The sequence below is a fragment of the Gillisia sp. Hel_I_86 genome (assembly GCF_007827275.1).
In the GTDB taxonomy this organism is placed as follows: domain Bacteria; phylum Bacteroidota; class Bacteroidia; order Flavobacteriales; family Flavobacteriaceae; genus Gillisia.
The window spans coordinates 377,425-395,215 of record NZ_VISE01000001.1 but is presented as its reverse complement, the minus strand read 5'-3'; the positions used below and the strand labels follow the sequence as shown (position 1 = coordinate 395,215).

Sequence of the window (17,791 nt, the reverse complement as noted above, 5' to 3'; positions counted from 1 at the left end):
GGGTTATTCTTTAAATATTTAAGGTACCACTGCCAATATAAGGGTTTCAAAAAATTAATGTTCTTATATTGCAAAGCAAAAATTTATTAATTGCTTAAATTTAAGAAGAATAAATAATAATACCCTAATTATATACCTATGTATCAATCTAAAATAGCCGGGTTGGGAAGTTACGTTCCTGAAAATGTGGTAACAAATGACGATCTCTCTAAATTGATGGATACCAATGACGAATGGATTCAAGAGAGAACCGGGATCCAGGAACGTCGACATATTAAAAAAGGAGATGGAAATTCTACCGCGGTCATGGGAGTGAAAGCTGCTAAAATTGCTTTAGAACGTGCGAAGATTTCCAAAGACGATATAGACCTTATAGTATTTGCAACTTTAAGCCCGGACTATTATTTCCCGGGATGTGGAGTGCAGGTGCAGGAAATGTTGGATATCCATACATGCCCTGCCATAGATGTACGCAACCAGTGTAGCGGATTCATATATGCCCTTTCTGTGGCAGACCAGTTTATAAAGACCGGGATGTACAAAAATGTGCTGGTTATAGGGAGCGAGAACCATAGTGGAGGTTTGGATTTTACAACCCGGGGAAGATCGGTTTCGGTAATCTTTGGGGATGGAGCAGGAGCTGCTGTATTAACCAGAAGCAATCATATTGGACAGGGAATCCTTTCCACCCATTTACATTCTGAAGGGAAAAATGCCATGGAGCTATCCTTAAAAGGACCTAGCACGATGCATTGGGTGCCGGAGATCATTGCTGAAAATCCACAGGGAGATGATATTCCTTACTACCCATATATGAATGGACAATTTGTGTTTAAAAATGCGATTAGCCGTTTTTCTGAAGTGATCCACGAAGGACTTGAAGCCAACGGTTTGGAAGTGAAAGATATAAATATGCTTATTCCCCATCAGGCAAACTTAAGGATCTCCCAGTTTATTCAGAAGAAATTAAAACTAAGCGACGATCAGGTGTTTAACAATATTCAGAAATACGGAAATACTACTGCCGCTTCTATTCCTATTGCACTTACTGAAGCCTGGGAACAAGGAAAAATTAAAGATGGGGATGTTGTGGTATTGGCTGCTTTTGGTAGCGGATTTACTTGGGGTAGTGCTATTATAGAGTGGTAAAAAATTTTTTCAAAGTAAACTATAACGATCTGGAAGTTGTTTTTTGATTCTTCTATGGAAAATATTGACTCTTAGATATAAGAAAACTGTATGTCCGCAAAGTGTCATAAACTGATAATGTCCGTCATTCTGAACTTGTTTCAGAATCTCAGAACACTAATAAACAGAAAGATAAATTGAGACCCTGAAATAAATGCAGGGTGACGAAAGGACTATATGACTAAAAGCGATATAAAAAGAATTTGCTAACTTAAAGATATATATTGTTAAATTTTTTTCTTATTATATGGGTTGAGTTATTGTATATCCTATTTTATCCTAATTCTAGTGTTTAATCAATTTTAATGGGAGTTGGCTTAAATTATTCTTAAAACCGAGGGTACATCTTATATAGATAGGATTTCAGCTCAAAGCCCTGAATTCATTAATATATGGTAGGGCAGAAATCTTAAACTCTATTTGAAACAATTATACAGCGATTCTGATTTATAAATTCGGACTATAAAAATATTTAATATTAATTATTTGTTAAAATTAATTTGGATGTTTTTTGTATTCCTTTTTGATCTTAATTTACTGTTATCAAAGTATTAACCAATAATTTCAAAAAAAATGAAAAACATTACCTTCTTTCCTAGAAGCTTAGGCTTCGGATTACTGACAATTGCATTGCTTGTTTCCTGTTCTCAGGATTCAATCATTGATGAAACTCAATCATCATTAGATGTGCAATCCAAATCGTTCAACGAAATGATTTCAAGCACTCCAAATCATCCTATTCTCGACGAGTCTCAAGCACAATTGCTTGAAAAGATTTCAAAAGAAGTAATTTTGTTAGCGCAAAAGCCTGAATTTAGAGAAAGTATTTTCACCGAAACTGTTAAACAGAAATCTGGTGATTATGATATTGAATTGTCATCTTTAAATGACATTTTAAAATCTGATACAGAATTAAAACTGTCCTTTTCGAAAATAAGTGATTTATCAAAACAATTCGAAAATGTAAGTGGGGGAATTAAACTTAAACTTTACTATCCTCGTGCGGGAACATTCGAAAAGCAGGGAGTTACAAGTCCAAATTTCTATACCAAGTCGTCTGATAGTCCTGAAATAGTGATTATGAATACCTATAACGAAGATTATTCCTCTCCAGCATACCAACTAAATGACAAAGAGGATTTAGTGTTTACACAAAATGTAACCGAAGATTATGCTAACAACAGTAATGTATATGTTATTGGCTCAGAATCATTACAACGAACATAATCGCTCCTATACTGGATCCAGGTTATGGTGGTGGTGGAGGTGGAGGCTCTACTCCAACTTATACTTATAGAACTAATGGAAGAGCTGAATATGGTGGAAAAATCCAAATTACAGACTTAAATGCCATCGAGCATTGGACAGCGGGAAGATTGGAAATGAGAATTGTTGTAGTAAGTGCATTAGGTAGAGTAATAAAAGATAAAAAATTTCCTCAAAGGGATCGCTCGAATTTTAGGGATAAGAAATGGTATGATTTCAATGAGTTTTTATTTAATTGGAATCAAATTAATATTGGTGCATTTACTATAGAACAATGGTTTGAAATTGACGACCCTATATTTGGTACAGGTAATACGGAAGTAACTATTTCCCTTCCACCAGCTTATGAAGGAGGTTCACCCACTACTGTTAAAATCACTAAACAAGAAGCTGACGATGATCTTGGGCAAACTATTGTTCAGTTTCCTGATAGGATTGAACAAGTTTATGGTATTTCCTATATTAACTTTAAAAGAAAATAATTAATAGGTGGTTTTAGACCACCTTAAATATGTAAACTATGAAAAAACTTTTTCTGCTATTTCTTTTCATTACCAGTTTGACTTTTGCTCAAGAAAATATCTCAGATCAACAAGTCAGCATCATTGGCGAATTTGGTTTAAATAGGCACGGAACGGGAGATATTACGGGTTTTTCCTACGGGCTTAGAGTACATAAGCCTCTTTCAGAAAAATTCGATTTTATTGTCGCTTTTGAAGCCAATCTAAATGATAGAAAAGACACTCCTTTTTTTGGGGAGGACTTAGGTGGAAATACTTATGATGGTACCCTTCATGATGTTTTAGCTGGATTTCAATTGAATTTTGGAGTTGGATACAACTTCATTAATAACAATAAAAGTAAGTTTGGAATCAATCCAAGTGTTTTTGGGCGATATCAGGCTAATTCTGCCCTAGGTAGCGAAATCCTAAATCCCATTGTAACAGATTACCCATTACCAATTAGGGTTTTATCAAGATATGAAAAGGGAAGCACCTATGCCATTGGTTATTCTGTTAGGCTTTATTACCATTATAAAATTTCGGATAAATTTTTGATTGGGATTAGTCCTGGTTTCCAAAATGATTCACAAGGTGATACCATGCTCTTAACGACTCTCATGTTTGGATTAAATTTATAAAAATCAGTATTTTGTAGCTAAATGAAATATTATGTATGTGAGACACGCTTCCATACATCACTATTGGATTCGGAAAACAGTTCTTATAGATTGGCATATATCGGGTTCTAAGATTTTCAATCTAAAAACCAGCTGTATATAAAACCCACGAAGATAATACTTCGTGGGTTTTTTGCTTAAGAGAGAAACTGGGTTATTCAGAGTAATCTGCTATCAAACTTTTCGGTTTCATCTAGATTTTTTTACCTTCAAATTAATACAAAAAGTTACAATTCGCCACACCTTCAGCTTAATTTGTTTTGCAAATGTTCTTTATATAATATATAAAACACAACCAAAATTTTTTGTTACACTTAAACCTAAATATTAACTTTGAGGTATATGAAAAAGAAAACCTTGGTCCTTGGAGCTTCATTAAATAACGCTCGTTACTCTAATCTGGCAATAGAACGTTTGGTGAGAAATAATCAACCCACGGTGGCAGTAGGCCTGAGAGCAGGAACGGTAAATGGAGTTACAATTAATTCAGAAATGGTGGATTTTGAAGATATAGACACTATAACCCTATACCTCAATGCAAAAAGACAGGAAGAATTTTACGAGTATATCATCGATTTACAGCCAAAAAGGGTAATTTTTAACCCAGGCACAGAAAATCCTGTGCTGTATGACCTATTGCGTAAAAACAACATAGAATTTCAGAATGCCTGTACCTTAGTGATGCTTTCTACGAATCAATATTAAACCTAGAAAGGTTAAAGCCCCGTTTAGGATAAGGACAAAAAAGCCAAATTCGAACCCAAACCATACTTCGCTATTCATACTAATCAAATAGCATACTATTGGGGATAAAATGGCGATTATTGGCACCCATTTATCTTTTACCATCCATTTTGTAAAGAGTCCAAAACTATAAAGCCCTAGCAAAGGACCGTAGGTGTATCCTGCAAAAACAATGAGTTTGTCAATTACGCTTTCATCTTTTATAATATATTTAAAAATTATAATTACAAGTATTAGCACGATTGAAACCGCTATATGGATTCGCTTTCTTACAATTTCTTGTTTAGCGGCTTCATATTTTTTTTCGATATCCAATATATCGATGCTAAAAGAAGTGGTTAATGCAGTAAGGGCACTATCTGCGCTACTGTAAGCAGCAGCAATCAACCCTAGAATAAAGAAAGTCGCAATCCCAACCCCTAATCCGCTTTGTGTGGCAATCACTGGAAAGAGATCATCTTTAAAGGCGTCTATTCCATTCAGCCTAGCGTATTCTGTAAGTAAAACCCCTAATGCCAAAAACACCAAATTTACAAAGGTGAGTACAATTGTAAACCAAAACATGTTCTTTTGTGCATCTTTCAAATTCCTGCAAGTGAGGTTTTTCTGCATCATATCTTGGTCCAAACCTGTCATAACGATTGCTATAAAAGCCCCAGATATAAATTGTTTCCAGAAATAATCGGCACTTTTAAAATCATCGAAAAAGAACATCTTGGAAAAGTCACTATCTGCAATATGCCCAATTAAATTGCTTCCTTGTATTCCTAAACTGTCAGAGACATAGTAGATACTAACTCCCACAGCAATCAGCATACAAAGGGTTTGCAATGTATCGGTATAAACAATGGTCTTAATTCCAGATTTGAAGGTGTACAACCAAATTAGCGCAATGGTCATAACCACAGTTGCCCAAAAAGGGATTCCCAAGGCATCAAATAGTATTATTTGCAACACATTGGCTACTAAAAACAACCTGAAACTTGCTCCAACTACTCGAGATAGTAAAAAGAAAGAAGCTCCTGTTTTATACGAATATCTCCCAAACCTACTTTCCAAATAAGTATAAATGGATGTCAGGTTCATTTTATAATAAAGAGGAAGCAGTACCAATCCAATCACGGCGTAACCTACAATATATCCTAAAACCACCTGCATATAACTAAACTGGCTGGCTTCTACCCATCCAGGCACTGATATAAAGGTAACGCCGCTAAGAGAGGCGCCTATCATCCCAAAAGCAACAACATACCAAGGCGATTGCCTGTTAGCTTTGAAAAATGCATCGTTATTGGCATTTTTACCGGTAAAATAGGAGATGATTAACAATGCCCCAAAATAGGAAGCTATTAACAGTAGGATGTAAACTGGTTGCATAGAATTTCAATTTCGAAGCCAAAATACAAATTAATGGGATAAGTTGTCAATTAGTATGCATGAGTAAAATTTAGTAGTATCTATAAAAAATGTAATTTTGAACTATGGATTTTTCTTCTAAATTATTGGAACAGGCTGTTGCAGAAATGTCGCAGTTACCGGGAATTGGCAAGCGAACTGCTTTGCGTCTTGTATTGCATTTGCTAAAGCAGCCCACGGCTCAAACCCAGCAACTCGCCCAAGCCCTGCTGGATTTGAAAGCAAATATTAAATTATGCAAGAATTGTCATAATATAAGTGATACCGAAGTTTGTGAAATTTGTGCAAACCCTAACAGAACAAGGGAATTTGTGTGTGTGGTAGAAGATATTCGGGATGTGATGGCCATAGAGAATACAGGTCAGTATCGCGGCTTATATCACGTGCTTGGAGGGAAAATAAGTCCGATGGATGGAATTGGGCCTTCGCAGCTAACAATAAAATCTTTGGTAGATAAAGTAAAAGAAGGAGAGGTTAAAGAAATTATTTTTGCTCTAAGCAGTACATTGGAAGGGGATACCACCAATTTTTATATTTTTAGACAACTAGAAGGCTTGGATATCAAAACTTCAACAATTGCACGAGGGATTTCTGTGGGGGACGAACTGGAATATGCAGATGAGGTTACCTTGGGAAGAAGCATTGCCAATAGAATTCCATTTGAAGGATCTTTGAAAAATTAGAGAAAGGAAAAGAATCTTTTTGTTTATCCGTAAATATCCCAAACTGAAAAAGGACGTCATTCTGTTCCCATAGCTATCGGAATTGTTTCAGAATCTCATTTCAATGTAAACCAATGCAATATTGAGACCCTGAAATAAATTACCATAGACGTATTTTTTAGAAATATCGATTTCCTGTGATATATCGCCCCTCGCCATGCTGAACTTGTTTCAGCATCTCATGTATGTTAAATTAGACCCTGAATCAAGTTGAGGGTGACGAATGGCGAGCTGTTTTGAGACCCTTCGACAAGCTCAGTCTGAGAGGCTTTTTTTGCCATTCCGAACATAGTGAAGAATCCCTAAGGAGCAGCAATAATATATAATAAAAGAGATCCTTCCTTCGTCAGGATGACAAAAGGGGGTATGATTGTCCCTTCGAGCGGAGTCGAGAAGTCATTCTGTCCCGATAATCATGAAGATCGAATTGTCTGAACATAGTGAAGCATCTCAATGAAGCAGCAATGCGTTATAAAATAGTTCTCGACTTTAGCCTGTATTGAGCGAAGTCGAAATGCCCGAAATGACGCTTTTTTTTAAAATATTCGTGAATTCGTGCAGTAAAAAGCACTTCGATCCAATAGAGATCCCTCCTAGCGTCGGGATGATATAGGAATAAAATTGTCATCCCATGTTTGTATCGAAGGCCTCTCGTCCTTCTGAACTTGTTTCAGCATCTCATGTATGTTAAATTAGATCCTGAATCAAGTTGAGGGTGACGAATGGCGAGCTGTTTTGAGACCCTTCGACAAGCTCAGTCTGAGAGCCTTTTTTTGCCATTCCGAACATAGTGAAGAATCCCTAAGGAGCAGCAATAATATATAGGGGAGTTCTAAAAATTAAATACATGATTTTCAAGTATTTATCCGTATATTTATGACTTCAAAAACACAGATAAAAACATGGATAAACAGATATACAAATCCACAGGAAAGAAGTCATTATTCGACGAGCAATTTTCTGCTGAAAAATTATCAGAAATTGGTAATCCGTTAGATAAAATCAGTAAAGCTATTGATTTTGAAATGTTTAGAGCTTTATTGGAGAGCAAGCTTCTAAATTCTACCAAGAAAAATAATGCCGGAGCAAAACCCTTCGATGTAGTTTTGATGTTCAAAATCTTGATCTTACAACGCTATTATGGACTTGGAGATAAGCAGGTAGAGTACCAAATATTGGACAGGACAAGTTTTAAAAACTTTTTGGGCCTGGACACTGGCGACAAGATTCCAGACGAAAAAACCGTTTGGGCATTTAGAGAGATCCTTACAAAATCTGGTCTTATTGAAGATTTGTTCACACAATTCAAAAGTTTTTTAGAGACCAAGGAACTGATATTGAACAAGGGGCAAATGATAGATGCCAGTTTTACTATTGCGCCACGCCAGCGCAATACCCGTGAGGAAAATAAAAAGATCAAAGAAGGAGAAGGTGATGGTTTATGGAACGACAAACCCCACAAAAAATCACACAAAGATATTGATGCCCGTTGGACCAAGAAAAACAACGAGAATTTTTTTGGCTATAAAAACCACGCAAAAGTGGATGCCAAAAGCAAATTCATCAACACTTTTGTTGTAACGAGTGCCTCGGTCCACGACTCGCAAGCCACCGAAGACTTGTTAGAGGAAACAGATAAAGATCAAGAATTGTATGCAGACAGTGCTTATACCGGAGAAAAGCAAGAAGAAACAATTGCAAAATATAAAATGATAAATAAAGTTCACGAGAAAGGATATAAAAACAAACCATTAACAGAGGAGCAAAAGGAAAACAATACTGAGAGATCAAGAACACGAGCCAGGGTTGAACACGTTTTTGGGTTTATGGAGCAAAGTATGAATGGCCTAAAATTGAAATCAATCGGAATAGCAAGAGCTACTGGAATAATCGGACTGATCAATTTAACCTATAATTTATTCCGATATGAACAAGTAGTCAGATTAAACATTTTACCTATAAAAAACTAAAAATCAAAGAGATAATTGTTTTAAAAATGAATTTTTAGAGGTGTCAGGTCAAAAATATATTGAGATTTAGCTGACGAAAAAATTATTTCTACAAAACCAATGGGGATTGCTTTGTAAAAAAATCAAAAAAATGAATTTTTAGAACCCACCTATAATAAAAGAGATCCTTCCTTCGTCAGGATGACAAAAGGGGGTATGATTGTCCCTTCGAGCGGAGTCGAGAAGTCATTCTGTCCCGATAATCATGAAGATCGAATTGTCTGAACATAGTGAAGCATCTCAATGAAGCAGCAATGCGTTATAAAATAGTTCTCGACTTTAGCCTGTATTGAGCGAAGTCGAAATGCCCGAAATGACGCTTTTTTTTAAAATATTCGTGCATTCGTGCAGTAAAAAGCACTTCGATCCAATAGAGATCCCTCCTAGCGTCGGGATGATATAGGAATAAAATTGTCATCCCATGTTTGTATCGAAGGCCTCTCGCCATGCTGAACTTGTTTCAGCATCTCATGTATGTTAAATTAGACCCTGAATCAAGTTGAGGGTGACGAAACAACTATAGGACAAAAAACGGATATACATAAATCTTTTTAAAAATTCCTTAAATCATTACAATCTCTTTAATCTAAAAAAACATAATTGTAATTTTACCGGCACCAGAATGAATTATTTTAAGCTTGCATCTGGCTTAAAAAATAAATTTATTACATATTTAATACTTCTTAAGTGTTAAATTTAGTAATTTCGCAATAAGAATTATAAAAAACATCGTTGAGATAATAATATGGCAAAGTTTGAACTTAAGTTACCCAAAATGGGGGAAAGCGTAGCAGAAGCAACAATTACCAGCTGGTTAAAAGAGGTTGGAGATACTATTGAAGCAGATGAGGCAGTACTGGAAATAGCAACCGATAAAGTTGATAGTGAAGTTCCAAGTGAGGTGGATGGGGTGCTTATTGAAAAACTTTTTGACCCAGATGATGTAGTGCAAGTTGGGCAAACCATCGCTATTATTGAAATAGCTGGAGGGGATGATTCCAAGGCGCAGCCTACTGAAACTAAAAAACCGGAAGGTGCCTTGGTGGAAGAGGCCGAAAAAATGCTTACTTCAGCTAAAAACATTTCAGAAACTTCTACAACAGATTTTTCTGATTCTACAAAATTCTATTCTCCATTAGTTAAGAATATTGCTAAGAAAGAAGGGGTTTCTCTTCAGGAATTAGAAAAATTGGAGGGAACTGGGAAAGATGGAAGAGTTACTAAAAATGATATTTTAGGATATTTAGAAGAGCGATCAACTCAACCAAAATCCACGGCAGGTGTTTCTGCTCCTGGACAATCTGCTCCAGCTGCTAAAAAGCCAACTGCTCCAATTAGTGTTAGTGGAGAGGATGAGATCATCGAAATGACCAGAATGGGTAAAATGATTGCTCACCACATGGTAGAAAGTGTCCAAACTTCTGCCCATGTTCAATCTTTTATAGAAGTAGATGTTACCAACATTTGGAATTGGAGAAGCAAAAATAAGACAGCTTTTGAAAAAAGGGAAGGGGAGAAATTAACATTTACTCCAATCTTTATGGAAGCAGTTGCAAAAGCGATCAAAGATTTCCCAATGATCAATATCGCTTTGGATGGAGATAAAATTATTAAGAGGAAAAATATAAATCTTGGAATGGCAGCTGCGCTAGGAGATGGAAATCTTATTGTACCGGTTATAAAAAATGCCGATAGATTGAACCTTGTGGGAATGGCCAAAACGGTAAACGATCTTGCCAATAGGGCACGGGAGAATAAATTAAAGCCAGATGATATACAAGGAGGAACCTATACAGTAACAAATGTGGGTACTTTTGGTAGTATCATGGGAACTCCAATTATCAACCAACCGCAAGTGGCTATTTTGGCACTTGGGGCAATTAGAAAAGTTCCTGCGGTTATAGAGACCCCGGAGGGAGATTTTATTGGGATTCGTTACAAGATGTTCTTATCCCATAGTTACGATCATCGTGTTGTTAACGGGGCGTTAGGGGGACAGTTTGTACAACGTGTTGCGCAGTATCTGGAATCTTTCGACAAAAACAGGGAAGTTTAATCCCTCATTGAGGGTCTAAATTTCCCGATGTTTGCCCCGAGGTTCTTGATTCTCAAAATATATAAGCTTAAATAGCCATCAATGCTTCATCTACAATGTAGCTTTGGTGGCTTTTACTTTTTCTAAAAATCATTTTTACAGAAGGTGAGTTTGAATTTTTAGAACATTCAAAATATAGTATCTTTACAAAAACCAATGATTTTTATGGAGTTGAAACTCACAAAACCAATTTGCTTTTTTGACCTTGAAACCACAGGTACCAATGTTGCCAAAGATCGGATTGTTGAAATCTCTATCTTAAAAGTATTTCCCAATGGGAATAAAGAAAGTAAAACCTGGTTGGTAAATCCTGAAATGGATATTCCGGCTGAGGTTATTGCTATTCATGGAATTTCCAATGAAAAAGTAGCTGAGGAACCAACTTTCAATATATTGGCGCCAAAAATCTATGAAATGATAAAAGGTTGTGATTTGGGAGGATATAATTCCAACCGATTTGATATACCGTTACTTGCCGAAGAATTATTGCGGGCAGATATAGATTTTGATATGAAAAGCCAAGCCTCGGTGGATGTGCAAACCATTTTTCATAAAATGGAACAAAGAACCCTATCTGCAGCTTATAAATTCTACTGTGATAAAGAATTGGAAGGTGCCCATGGAGCCGAAGCAGATACGAATGCTACTTACGAAGTCCTAAAATCACAGCTCGATAAATACGACGAATTGGAAAACGATATGTCATGGCTGTCCAAATATAGTGAGAGAAGAAAATTTGCAGATTTTGCCGGTTTTATTGCTTTCGATAAAAAGGGGGAAGAAGTATTTGCTTTTGGGAAATACAAAGGAAAACTTGTAGAAAAGGTGCTGGAAGAGGAACCTGGATATTTTGGATGGATCCAAAATGCCGATTTCCCTTTATATACCAAAAAGATCCTGACAAGGATAAAATTGAGAAAATTAAATACAAAAGTGAAATAACTGGGCTTCTATGAAAATTATTTGCATCGGCAGGAATTATAGTGCCCACATTTCAGAATTAAAAAACGAAAAACCTACAGAGCCTGTCATATTTTTAAAACCAGACACTGCTGTTCTTTTAAAGAAGCAACCGTTTTTTATTCCAGATTTCAGCAAGGATGTCCATTATGAAGTGGAAGTGTTGGTGAAAATAAATAGGGTAGGGAAATATATTGAAGAGCAATATGCCCACAAATATTACAAGGAGATTGGATTGGGTATAGATTTTACCGCTAGGGACCTGCAACAAAAACTAAAAGATAAAGGCTTGCCATGGGAAAAAGCCAAAGGTTTTGATGGTGCTGCGGTAATTGGCGAAAAATGGATCGATAAAAATTCCTTTTCCAGCCTAAATAATATTAACTTTAGCTTGCTTAAAAATAATGAGCCGGTACAAACCGGTAATACCAGTGATATGTTGTGGAAAATTGACGAGCTTATTTCTTATGTCTCAAAATATTTCACTTTAAAAATTGGGGATATTATTTTTACAGGAACTCCAGAAGGAGTTGGAAAGGTTGAGGTCAACGACGTCTTAACTGGGCTAATAGAAGAAAAGCAACTATTTTCAATACAGGTAAAATAAATGAAAAACTACAACTTAGACGACGTAATTGAGATGGCAGGTGGAGATGATGATTTTGTGAAGATAATTGTTCAAACCTTTTTGGAAGAAATTCCACCGGATGTAGCTTCAATGTCGGAGGCTATTTACAACAGTAATCCCGCTTTGGCATATCAATTTGCACATAAAATGAAGCCTAATCTTCAGCTTTTTGGGTTGAACCAAATGGATAATATATTATTGATCGAGGCTTGGTCCAAGGGGAAGGAGCGGGAGACAAATGCTCGGGATGCAGGTGAAAAGATAGCCGCTAAGGTTAGGTTGGCAGAAAGAGAGTTGAAAAATGATTTCGCTTTGTAATGATTGCAGAAATTATTACAATTGGGGATGAGATTCTCATTGGCCAAATTGTAGATACCAATTCGGCACATATTGCACAGGAACTCAATAAAATTGGCATATCCGTTCATCAAATCACTTCTGTGAAAGATGAGCACGACCACATACTTACTACCCTAAAAGAGGCTTATTCCAGGGCAGATGTCATCTTGATCACTGGTGGCTTAGGTCCTACAAAAGATGATATTACAAAAAAGGTATTATGTGAGTTTTTTGAAGATTCTTTAATTAAGGATGAACATGTTTTGCGCCATATAGAATCGATTTTCGCCAAATATGTAACTACGCCTATTTCAGATCTCAATAGGGAGCAAGCGCTCATACCTTCAAAAGCAATTGCGTTGCATAATGAATATGGCACGGCTCCTGGCCTATGGATGAAAAAGGATAATAAGGTTTTCATCGCTCTGCCTGGCGTTCCATTCGAGATGAAATCCTTGATGGAACGGGAAGTTTTGCCTAGGTTAATTAAGGAATTCAAAAGGCCATTTATCTATCACAAGACCATTCGAACTTATGGATTGGGAGAAAGCGCTATAGCCCAAAGAATAGAGGATTGGGAGAACAATTTGCCCTCTCATATTAAGCTGGCTTATTTGCCGAGTTTTGGAACGGTTAGATTGCGGCTTTCGGGAAAAGGGCAAAATGAGGCAGCGCTCAAAACTTCTATAGATAAAGAATTTGAAAAGATCTATCCAATCTTGCATGATATCATTTCTGATGTAAATGGAGAGAACGAAGATATTGCCATCACGATAAATGAATTGCTGAGAGCTAAAAGTCAATTTTTATCTGTTGCCGAAAGTTGTACAGGAGGGGAGCTAGCTACAAAATTCACTAAAAATCCTGGAGCATCTACTAGTTTTAAAGGGGGGATTGTTGTTTATGCAACCGAGTCCAAAGAGGACATTTTAAAGGTTCCCCATGAATTAATTGAGGAAAAAAGTGTGGTTAGCGCAGAAGTAGCGGAAGAGATGGCGAGAAATTCGAAGCTTATTTTTAAATCAGATTATGCAATTTCCACCACAGGAAATGCCGGACCGGAAAAAGGAGAGAGCGATGCAGAGGTGGGAACGGTTTTTATTGGAATCGCCACACCAGATAAAGTTTTCGCGCAAGAGTTTAAATTTAGCCGAAGCAGGGAGCAAGTTATCCAGAAAACAGTGAATAAAGCCCTGGAAATGCTGCTAAAAGAGCTTCTTTCTAAATAAAAATTCCTTCAGAAGTATTTGATATCAAAACAACTAGATTGCATCATAGTGATAAAGAGGAAATAAGGCATAAAATATTTTTATTTTTATGTTGGCAGTTACTTAAAAAAATCGTTAATTTGCAGCCTGTTTTGAAATAACAAGATAAAGAGATAGAGCAATGTCAAGAGTTTGTGAACTTACAGGTAAAAAAGCAATGGTTGGGAACAATGTTTCCCATGCCATGAATAAAACCAAACGTAAATTTAATATCAATTTATTAAAGAAACGTTTTTATATTCCTGAAGAAGATAAGTGGGTAACCCTAAAAATATCTGCTTCTGCATTAAAGAACATCAATAAAAAAGGGATCTCTGCTGTCATGAAGGAAGCTAGAGAAAAAGGGTTTTTAAACAAATAATCCTAAACCATAAAGACACGAGAAAATGGCAAAGAAAGGCAATAGAATACAGGTTATCTTAGAATGTACAGAACACAAAGAATCCGGGAAACCGGGTACTTCTAGATATATATCAACAAAAAACAAAAAGAACACGCCAGATAGGTTGGAGCTAAAGAAATTTAACCCTATTCTTAAGAAGATGACGGTTCATAAAGAAATCAAATAAGTATAAGTCATGGCAAAAAAATCAGTAGCATCGTTGCAAACAGGATCCAAGAGATTAACTAAAGCCGTTAAAATGGTGAAATCTCCAAAAACCGGCTCTTATACTTTTGTTGAAAGTATTATGATCCCAGAACAAGTGAATGACTTTTTAGCTAAAAAATAAGTCATTTTAAAATATTTTAAAGGCCGTCCTGAACTATCTGGACGGCTTTTTCTTTTTATGTATATTTACGCATGAATTTTTGCTGATTCTTGGTTTAGTTCAGCAAGGAAAAACCATCCAATAGAAATGAGTTTATTTAAAAAAATATTTTCCAAGGAGAAAAAAGAAACCCTGGATAAAGGACTTGAGAAATCCAAGACCACTTTTCTTTCTAAAATGAGTAAGGCCGTTGCCGGTAAATCCACGGTAGACGAAGACGTTTTAGATGATCTTGAAGATGTATTGGTAAGCAGCGATGTTGGGGTTGCAACCACGATAAAGATAATTAAGAGAATAGAAGAACGTGTAGAGCGCGATAAATATTTGGGAACAGCCGAACTGAACGAGATTTTAAGAGAAGAGATCGCAGGCTTGCTTTCTGAAACAGAAACCGGTGTTGGAAACGGATTTGATTTCGATAATTCCAGCAAACCTTATGTAATTATGGTAGTTGGTGTGAATGGGGTAGGAAAAACGACAACCATCGGGAAATTGGCACATCAATTCAAGAAGGATGGCAAAAAAGTGCTTTTGGGAGCAGCAGATACTTTTAGGGCAGCTGCTATAGATCAGCTTCAAGTTTGGGCAGATAGGACCGGAGTTCCCATTGTAAAACAACAAATGGGAAGCGATCCCGCGTCTGTTGCTTTCGATGCGGTAGAAAGTGCTGTAAAGCAAGATGTAGATGTGGTAATTATAGATACCGCAGGTAGATTGCACAATAAAGTGAACCTTATGAATGAGCTTACCAAAGTAAAAAGGGTAATGCAAAAAGTGATTCCTAATGCTCCTCACGAAGTGCTATTGGTGTTGGATGGCTCAACAGGTCAGAATGCTTTTGAACAGGCTAAACAGTTTACGGCCGCTACAGAGGTTACTTCTCTTGCTGTAACTAAACTGGATGGAACTGCTAAAGGTGGCGTCGTGATTGGAATTAGCGATCAGTTTAAAATTCCGGTAAAATATATTGGAGTTGGAGAAGGCATAGAAGATCTTCAAACCTTCAATAAATTTGAATTTGTAGATTCATTCTTTAAGAAGCAATAATTCTGATATTTTAACTAGTTTTAATTCTGAATTCAATAGATCTTAATATTTAAAATTTAGCATATTTATTGAATAAAAAATCAATTTAATCTCATTGTTTATGAAACAGCTTTTACTCTCATTCTTCTTACTAGCTTTTATTGCTTGTAAAGAGGAATCAAAACAATTAAGTTCTGTACAAACAGTACAGGATACTACGAAAGTTGCCGATTTTAGAGAGTTTAAAGTATTGGATTCAAAATATATTGAATCAGATTCTATTTGGGCTCCGTTTAATAAAGATTTAGAAGCTTTTTCTGAAGAAAGGTATACTCAATTATTGCCACTTATCTTAGATCAAGATATTCCTACTTTGCAAAAAGCTGTTTATTCTGGAAATTTCACTTACGAGGAATTAACGTTGTTTTATTTGAAGCGTATTCAGAAATATGACAGAAATAATGACTTAAGTCTAAATTCAGTAATCTCATTAAATCCGAATGTATTACAGGAAGCCCGGGTTAAGGATCAAGGGCTCAAAAATAAAATGATGAAGCATCCCGTTTTTGGGATTCCAGTACTTCTAAAAGACAATATAAATACAGCAGATATGCCAACCACGGCCGGGGCTATTGCTTTAGCTAATAACAATACTGAAGATGCTTTTATTGTGAAGCGTCTAAAAGAAAACGGCGCTTTAATTTTAGGAAAAGCCAATCTTAGCGAATGGGCGTATTTCTTTTGTGGAGACTGTCCAAGTGGATATTCTGCGGTTGGAGGCCAGACACTTAATCCATATGGAAGAAGAACCTTAGATACAGGCGGGTCCAGTTCGGGAAGTGCGGTTTCTGTAGCGGCAAATTTTGCACCAGTTGCAGTAGGCTCTGAAACTTCGGGTTCTATATTATCTCCAGCTAGCCAGAATTCTTTAGTGGGTTTAAAGCCCACTATCGGGGTGTTGAGCAGAGGCGGAATCGTTCCAATTTCCAGTTATTTGGATACGCCTGGCCCAATTACTAAAAATGTACGAGATAATGCGATCTTGTTTTCAGCTATGTCTGGCAGGGATTCTCAAGATCCTGCTTCAGTAGCTAATAAAAACAACACCTCTAATTATTATGAAAGTTTAGCTGAAGTTTCTTTAAAAGGAAAACGTTTTGGAGCTATAAAATCTTTGATGGAAGATAGTTTATATGTCGCAGCCATCAATGACCTTAAATCTGCTGGAGCTGAAATAATAGAATTTGAAGGGGAGGATTTGGATCTTCCAAATTTCACAAGATTTCTCAATATAGAGATGAAGCGGGATCTTCCTGTATATTTCAAAAGATATGGAAATAAAGACTTGCCCTTCAAGAGTGTGAAGGATGTGGTTTCTTATAATAATACTGATTCTTTGATGCGTTCCCCTTATGGTCAGAAATTATTTGATGGAATTGTAGCCGATTCTGCTACTACTGAAGAATTTGCAGCTATAAAAGACACCTTAATTACGAAAGGGAAGCAATTCTTTGAAGGGCCAATGAGGGCGCATAATTTAGATGGAATTCTTTCTATTAATAATTACCATGCAGGTTACGCAGCGGTTGCAAAATATCCGGCGATCACCGTGCCTATGGGGTATGCAAAAAACAACGCTCCAAAGGGATTGACTTTTATTGCAAGACCTTATCAAGAAGCTGCATTGTTAAGTTGGGCTTTGGCTTACGAAAAAGCTTCTAAAAAGCGAGTTTCCCCGGAAAATTATAAGAATTAAGCATGCCTAAAACCAATTTTAAGGCGATTATTAGTAAGATCATTGTTTTTTATAGTGTGTTTTATGTGGTCATGAAGCTTATTGCCATTCTTTTTGAAGACGCTTGGGCGCTTCCCAATTTAATTATCGCTCTACCATTTTTGCTGTTTGCAATCATCGGTGGGTTACTGATGAAAAATGACAATTTTTCATGGGTCTATGTAGTAGTTGGGATTTTGGTGATTAGCGCTATCAGGTTTTACGAAGCCCGATGGGTGATAGAGCTGCATGAATATTTTAACTAGTTTACAGAATCCTGCTAATCTTCTTTATGGCATATCCTTTTTTGCCCTATAGTTGTTTCGTCACCCTTAATTTATTTCGGGGTCTCTGTTTACAGGATTGATTATTAGTGTTATGAGATTCTGAAACTCCCGAACGGTCG

19 protein-coding genes are annotated in these 17,791 nt (G+C 36.4%); 18 read left to right on the top strand and 1 reads right to left on the bottom strand.

The window, feature by feature from the left end; all coding sequences use genetic code 11:
* Positions 1-138: 138 nt before the first annotated feature.
* The 5 genes from JM83_RS01710 (at position 139) to JM83_RS01690 (ending at position 4,339) form a co-directional block, all read left to right on the top strand.
* The gene (locus JM83_RS01710) at positions 139-1,149 is read left to right on the top strand and encodes a 3-oxoacyl-ACP synthase III family protein (RefSeq protein ID WP_144958780.1); all 1,011 of its coding nucleotides are present in this window, start codon (positions 139-141) and stop codon (positions 1,147-1,149) included.
* Between the two features lie 612 nt (positions 1,150-1,761).
* Positions 1,762-2,415: a hypothetical protein gene (locus JM83_RS01705; protein WP_144958778.1), complete on the top strand. Its 654-nt coding sequence runs from the start codon at positions 1,762-1,764 to the stop codon at positions 2,413-2,415.
* Between the two features lie 155 nt (positions 2,416-2,570).
* Entirely contained in the window at positions 2,571-2,936 is a 366-nt protein-coding gene (locus tag JM83_RS01700) for a hypothetical protein (RefSeq protein ID WP_144958776.1), read from the top strand.
* 38 nt (positions 2,937-2,974) lie between these two features.
* The gene (locus JM83_RS01695; RefSeq protein WP_144958774.1) at positions 2,975-3,595 is read left to right on the top strand and encodes a hypothetical protein; all 621 of its coding nucleotides are present in this window, start codon (positions 2,975-2,977) and stop codon (positions 3,593-3,595) included.
* 381 nt (positions 3,596-3,976) lie between these two features.
* Positions 3,977-4,339 (top strand): CoA-binding protein, encoded by a 363-nt coding sequence (locus JM83_RS01690; RefSeq protein WP_144958772.1) that lies wholly within the window; start codon positions 3,977-3,979, stop codon positions 4,337-4,339.
* Here the strand turns inward: JM83_RS01690 and JM83_RS01685 are convergent.
* A complete protein-coding gene (locus JM83_RS01685; RefSeq protein ID WP_144958770.1) occupies positions 4,310-5,755 on the bottom strand; it encodes a sodium:solute symporter in 1,446 nt (481 codons plus the stop codon). The two genes, JM83_RS01690 and JM83_RS01685, sit on opposite strands and share 30 nt — an antisense overlap.
* Positions 5,756-5,859: 104 nt before the next feature.
* On the opposite strand from JM83_RS01685, the gene recR reads away from it, so the two are divergent.
* From recR to JM83_RS01620, 13 genes are all read left to right on the top strand, one after another.
* The gene (gene recR, locus JM83_RS01680; RefSeq protein ID WP_144958768.1) at positions 5,860-6,477 is read left to right on the top strand and encodes a recombination mediator RecR; all 618 of its coding nucleotides are present in this window, start codon (positions 5,860-5,862) and stop codon (positions 6,475-6,477) included.
* Positions 6,478-7,418: 941 nt separating this feature from the next.
* Positions 7,419-8,486, top strand: coding sequence for an IS5 family transposase (locus tag JM83_RS01675; RefSeq protein WP_144958309.1), 1,068 nt, complete (start codon positions 7,419-7,421; stop codon positions 8,484-8,486).
* 784 nt (positions 8,487-9,270) lie between these two features.
* Entirely contained in the window at positions 9,271-10,581 is a 1,311-nt protein-coding gene (locus JM83_RS01670; RefSeq protein ID WP_144958766.1) for a dihydrolipoamide acetyltransferase family protein, read from the top strand.
* A 204-nt stretch (positions 10,582-10,785) separates the two neighbouring features.
* A complete protein-coding gene (locus JM83_RS01665) occupies positions 10,786-11,562 on the top strand; it encodes a 3'-5' exonuclease (RefSeq protein WP_144963664.1) in 777 nt (258 codons plus the stop codon).
* 10 nt (positions 11,563-11,572) lie between these two features.
* Positions 11,573-12,187 carry a fumarylacetoacetate hydrolase family protein gene (locus tag JM83_RS01660; protein WP_144958764.1) on the top strand — a complete coding sequence of 205 codons (615 nt, stop codon included), beginning with the start codon at positions 11,573-11,575 and terminating at the stop codon, positions 12,185-12,187.
* On the top strand, positions 12,188-12,526 hold the full coding sequence (locus tag JM83_RS01655; protein WP_144958762.1) for an Hpt domain-containing protein: 339 nt from the start codon (positions 12,188-12,190) through the stop codon (positions 12,524-12,526).
* Positions 12,526-13,776: a competence/damage-inducible protein A gene (locus tag JM83_RS01650; RefSeq protein WP_144958760.1), complete on the top strand. Its 1,251-nt coding sequence runs from the start codon at positions 12,526-12,528 to the stop codon at positions 13,774-13,776. Before JM83_RS01655 ends, JM83_RS01650 begins: the two co-directional genes overlap by 1 nt.
* A gap of 160 nt (positions 13,777-13,936) precedes the next feature.
* Positions 13,937-14,176, top strand: a complete 240-nt coding sequence (rpmB, locus tag JM83_RS01645) for a 50S ribosomal protein L28 (RefSeq protein WP_010229300.1) — start codon at positions 13,937-13,939, stop codon at positions 14,174-14,176.
* Positions 14,177-14,201: 25 nt separating this feature from the next.
* Complete coding sequence (gene rpmG / locus JM83_RS01640; protein WP_010229301.1) at positions 14,202-14,384, top strand: 50S ribosomal protein L33; 183 nt, start codon at positions 14,202-14,204, stop codon at positions 14,382-14,384.
* Between the two features lie 9 nt (positions 14,385-14,393).
* Complete coding sequence (locus JM83_RS01635) at positions 14,394-14,546, top strand: DUF4295 domain-containing protein (RefSeq protein ID WP_144958758.1); 153 nt, start codon at positions 14,394-14,396, stop codon at positions 14,544-14,546.
* 126 nt (positions 14,547-14,672) lie between these two features.
* Positions 14,673-15,632, top strand: coding sequence for a signal recognition particle-docking protein FtsY (gene ftsY, locus JM83_RS01630; protein ID WP_144958756.1), 960 nt, complete (start codon positions 14,673-14,675; stop codon positions 15,630-15,632).
* Between the two features lie 100 nt (positions 15,633-15,732).
* Positions 15,733-17,367, top strand: coding sequence for an amidase family protein (locus JM83_RS01625; protein ID WP_144958754.1), 1,635 nt, complete (start codon positions 15,733-15,735; stop codon positions 17,365-17,367).
* A gap of 2 nt (positions 17,368-17,369) precedes the next feature.
* Positions 17,370-17,651: a hypothetical protein gene (locus JM83_RS01620; protein ID WP_144958752.1), complete on the top strand. Its 282-nt coding sequence runs from the start codon at positions 17,370-17,372 to the stop codon at positions 17,649-17,651.
* Positions 17,652-17,791 lie beyond the last annotated feature (140 nt).

Excerpts from the sequence above, each read along its gene's own strand:
- JM83_RS01710 (WP_144958780.1), top strand. The coding sequence starts at position 139 with ATGTATCAATCTAAAATAGCCGGGTTGGGAAGTTACGTTCCTGAAAAT.
- JM83_RS01705 (WP_144958778.1), top strand. The coding sequence starts at position 1,762 with ATGAAAAACATTACCTTCTTTCCTAGAAGCTTAGGCTTCGGATTACTG.
- JM83_RS01700 (WP_144958776.1), top strand. The coding sequence starts at position 2,571 with ATGAGAATTGTTGTAGTAAGTGCATTAGGTAGAGTAATAAAAGATAAA.
- JM83_RS01695 (WP_144958774.1), top strand. The coding sequence starts at position 2,975 with ATGAAAAAACTTTTTCTGCTATTTCTTTTCATTACCAGTTTGACTTTT.
- JM83_RS01690 (WP_144958772.1), top strand. The coding sequence starts at position 3,977 with ATGAAAAAGAAAACCTTGGTCCTTGGAGCTTCATTAAATAACGCTCGT.
- JM83_RS01685 (WP_144958770.1), bottom strand. The coding sequence starts at position 5,755 with ATGCAACCAGTTTACATCCTACTGTTAATAGCTTCCTATTTTGGGGCA.
- recR (WP_144958768.1), top strand. The coding sequence starts at position 5,860 with ATGGATTTTTCTTCTAAATTATTGGAACAGGCTGTTGCAGAAATGTCG.
- JM83_RS01675 (WP_144958309.1), top strand. The coding sequence starts at position 7,419 with ATGGATAAACAGATATACAAATCCACAGGAAAGAAGTCATTATTCGAC.
- JM83_RS01670 (WP_144958766.1), top strand. The coding sequence starts at position 9,271 with ATGGCAAAGTTTGAACTTAAGTTACCCAAAATGGGGGAAAGCGTAGCA.
- JM83_RS01665 (WP_144963664.1), top strand. The coding sequence starts at position 10,786 with ATGGAGTTGAAACTCACAAAACCAATTTGCTTTTTTGACCTTGAAACC.
- JM83_RS01660 (WP_144958764.1), top strand. The coding sequence starts at position 11,573 with ATGAAAATTATTTGCATCGGCAGGAATTATAGTGCCCACATTTCAGAA.
- JM83_RS01655 (WP_144958762.1), top strand. The coding sequence starts at position 12,188 with ATGAAAAACTACAACTTAGACGACGTAATTGAGATGGCAGGTGGAGAT.
- JM83_RS01650 (WP_144958760.1), top strand. The coding sequence starts at position 12,526 with ATGATTGCAGAAATTATTACAATTGGGGATGAGATTCTCATTGGCCAA.
- rpmB (WP_010229300.1), top strand. The coding sequence starts at position 13,937 with ATGTCAAGAGTTTGTGAACTTACAGGTAAAAAAGCAATGGTTGGGAAC.
- rpmG (WP_010229301.1), top strand. The coding sequence starts at position 14,202 with ATGGCAAAGAAAGGCAATAGAATACAGGTTATCTTAGAATGTACAGAA.
- JM83_RS01635 (WP_144958758.1), top strand. The coding sequence starts at position 14,394 with ATGGCAAAAAAATCAGTAGCATCGTTGCAAACAGGATCCAAGAGATTA.
- ftsY (WP_144958756.1), top strand. The coding sequence starts at position 14,673 with ATGAGTTTATTTAAAAAAATATTTTCCAAGGAGAAAAAAGAAACCCTG.
- JM83_RS01625 (WP_144958754.1), top strand. The coding sequence starts at position 15,733 with ATGAAACAGCTTTTACTCTCATTCTTCTTACTAGCTTTTATTGCTTGT.
- JM83_RS01620 (WP_144958752.1), top strand. The coding sequence starts at position 17,370 with ATGCCTAAAACCAATTTTAAGGCGATTATTAGTAAGATCATTGTTTTT.